The following is a 2,910-nucleotide window of genomic DNA, read 5'->3' as shown; positions in this document are numbered from 1 at the left end:
ATCAATACCGTATTTACACGGCATACAGACCCTTCGTTTTCCGCTAATCCCCGGAATCGTGGTGCCGCACCGCGGTAACCAGAGTGACCAACTCAGTTCACCAAATCGCGGGTGCGCCAGGCCACGGACAACGCCCGGTCGTGTCGAAAAACGCCGCGGTCGTGCGCAAGCATCTGGGCAACGGTCATATCCCGGCGCAGTGGGCCGAAACCGTCAATCACTTCGCCCAGCACGTGCTCTCGTCGTATCTGAACACTCACCGCTACTGTCCGTTCGCCCGCGAACACGTCGATGCTCAGGGCAAGATCCGCAAGACCGATCCCGATGCTGAGGTCGCCACGCCGGATGACAAGTTCAAACTCTTGCCGAATGCGTCCACCCGCATCAAAGCTGGCCTCGACTTCGACACGCTCGATGCACAGGTCTATGCGATGAGTTACGATGCCGCCGCTCGCCAGTTGAATGCCGAGCGAGATAAGCTGTTTAAATCCATAAGCAAGCCCCACACTCCGCGTTCTGACTGACGCTTTCAACCGGAGTGCTCAGACCCATCTCTGGATTGGAAAAGACTACCCGCTTGGCTCGGCATCACGTCGCTGGGTGGCCGACAGTGTCGTGGATGCGTCCAGGAACGCAATGGACGGATAACGCCGCGCATGTCGGTTTCCGATCACGCCAACAGGCCTCGCCGACTATTATGGGCCCGTCGGGATAGCCGGATTCGGGGTTGTCGGGCGGCCTTTGGAGTGCCCTGGAGCGCATCGACAGAGCGCACGTGAACGACTATGAAAAGGTCTGCCGATAATGTCCATTGAGATACACCCTAAGGCGATTCTCGGGGCGGCCAACGAGGGCATCTACGGGCTGGACAATGAGGGGCGAGTGATCTTCGTGAACACGGCCGCCGAACAGTTGACGGGCTGGAGCCGAGAAGAGCAACTTGGCGCAATTCAGCATGAGCTGATCCATCACAGTCACAAGAACGGTCAGCCTTATGCGCTGCACGATTGCCCGATTTACGCCACACTGCGCAGTGGCACGACGCACCGGGGAGTCGAGACGTTCTGGACCAAGGACGGCGTTGGCCTGCCCGTCAGCTACACGAGCGCCCCGCTTTTCGATGAGAAACAGGGGATCGTCGGCGCCGTGGTCACTTTTTCGGATCGTAGCACCGAGCTCTTGGAGCGCCGCTACCGGGCGTTGGTGGATGCGACCTCGAATTACGTCTGGTTGTGCGATGCCGATGGAACACTGAAGGAGGTCGATCAGGTGTGGCTGGCCCTAAGCGGGCTTTCGCGAGCGCAGGCCATCGGTAGCGGCTGGATGGATGCGATAGATTCGGCGGATCGCGAGGAATACCAACGCGCCCGGGCACGCGCGATCGACGCGGGTGAAGCCTTCGAACACGAGCTTCGTATCCAGTGTGCGGACGGCCGCCTGCGCTGGTTTCGGCATAATCTTGTGCCGGTCGAGAATGGCAACGGCATCCTCGTCGAATGGGTCGGTGCCGGCGAAGATATTACGGAGCAGAAGGCTCACGAATACCAACTGGAACGGCAGGCGGCGCGCGACCCGTTGACAGGCCTGTTCAACCGACGCGAATTTGAGCAGACGCTGGCCGAGGAAATGGTGCAGACCAGACGTCTCGGTACGCCACTCTCACTGATCATGCTGGATATCGACAACTTCAAGGCCATCAACGATCGGCACGGCCACGATACCGGCGACGAAGTTCTGGAATCCGTGGCTGGTGAGGTCGGTCGGGCGATCCGGGGCACTGATACATTGGCCCGGTGGGGCGGTGAAGAGTTCGCCATCCTGCTGTCCGGAGCCGATATAAAGAATGCAGCACGTGTAGCCGAAAGCGTCAGAACCCGTGTGGCTAAAGCGCGCTTCCCTCAGGCCGGACGGATCACGGTCAGTCTAGGCGTTGCTCAGTACAAGCGTTGCGACACTGCAGAAAGCCTATTCAAACGGGCCGACGAGGCTTTATACGAAGCGAAGGAATCAGGCCGCGATCGGGTCGTCATACATTCGTGACCGTGCGGCAACTCTATGCGACGCAACTTTGCACGCTTGGCTCGTGGCGCTCGATGGTTATGGTGCGCTCGGTTAGACGCATGACACGTGGGATGCGGTCCTACCCCTGCCAGCAGGGGTTCGTAGACGATGGTGAACAAGGCCACGTGTTTCCTGGGTGTGGATGTCGAGACGGATCGTGAAGGTCTCGAAGCACTGCGTGCGACCGATCACCGGCCCGCCCTGACCCAGCGGACCGGCCTGGATACGTTCCAGGCGGTGCTGGCAGGGACTCGGCGCGGAACGGTTGATCCAGCGTTGCCCGAGTGCATGCGGTGGGTCCGGGAGGCCCGGATCCTGCCGTTTGTCTGTGATCTGGCGATAGGCGATGTCTCGATGGCGGCGGCGGACGGGGGTATGTCCGGTCATGGAGGCCGCACTGGCGCGCGTTGAAGCGGTCTGTTGCGGCACCGTCACCGGTGCCGGCGGCTGAGGATCGGGATCAGCCGGAGAAGAAGGGGCCTTGTAAACGGCCGCGTCGGCCGAGCCTGGGCAGCTAATCGCCGCTTGTTACGATGAGCCGGTGGTGTTGGGCGGTCCGCAGGCCGGCGCGATCTCGGTGAAAGAAAGCGCTGAATCGCCTCGCATCTGGAAACGGTGTTTTAATACCTTTGGGTTTAATTCCCCGCCGCTTGCGGCGCATTCGATTAGCCGACGACATAAGGCGAGCGTTTAGCGACGCCTTATCAGACACGATCCGGCATACCCCGCGGCTTGCCGCGGGGTTCTTGATTCGTCACGATTCGGCAATGGCCGCCTCCACCAATGGCGGAATGTCCTCGGGCGGACGGGCCGCGCTGAGCCAGAAGCCCTGTCCCCAGCGGCAGCCCA

3 protein-coding genes are annotated in these 2,910 nt (G+C 60.9%); all 3 read left to right on the top strand.

The window, feature by feature from the left end; genetic code table 11:
• Positions 1–140 precede the first annotated feature (140 nt).
• The 3 genes from ACS8Y6_RS18285 to ACS8Y6_RS18275 all read left to right on the top strand — a co-directional run bounded on the left by ACS8Y6_RS18285 (position 141) and on the right by ACS8Y6_RS18275 (position 2,472).
• Positions 141–524, top strand: a complete 384-nt coding sequence (locus ACS8Y6_RS18285; protein WP_440851674.1) for a hypothetical protein — start codon at positions 141–143, stop codon at positions 522–524.
• 280 nt (positions 525–804) lie between these two features.
• Positions 805–2,040, top strand: a complete 1,236-nt coding sequence (locus ACS8Y6_RS18280) for a sensor domain-containing diguanylate cyclase (protein WP_440851673.1) — start codon at positions 805–807, stop codon at positions 2,038–2,040.
• A 129-nt stretch (positions 2,041–2,169) separates the two neighbouring features.
• A complete protein-coding gene (locus tag ACS8Y6_RS18275) occupies positions 2,170–2,472 on the top strand; it encodes a hypothetical protein (RefSeq protein ID WP_440851672.1) in 303 nt (100 codons plus the stop codon).
• Positions 2,473–2,910: the final 438 nt, after the last annotated feature.

The sequence above is a fragment of the Salinisphaera sp. RV14 genome, assembly GCF_052044135.1.
GTDB lineage: Bacteria > Pseudomonadota > Gammaproteobacteria > Nevskiales > Salinisphaeraceae > Salinisphaera.
The sequence above is the reverse complement of the archived record's forward strand: the minus strand, read 5'-3'. Positions and strand labels throughout refer to the sequence as shown.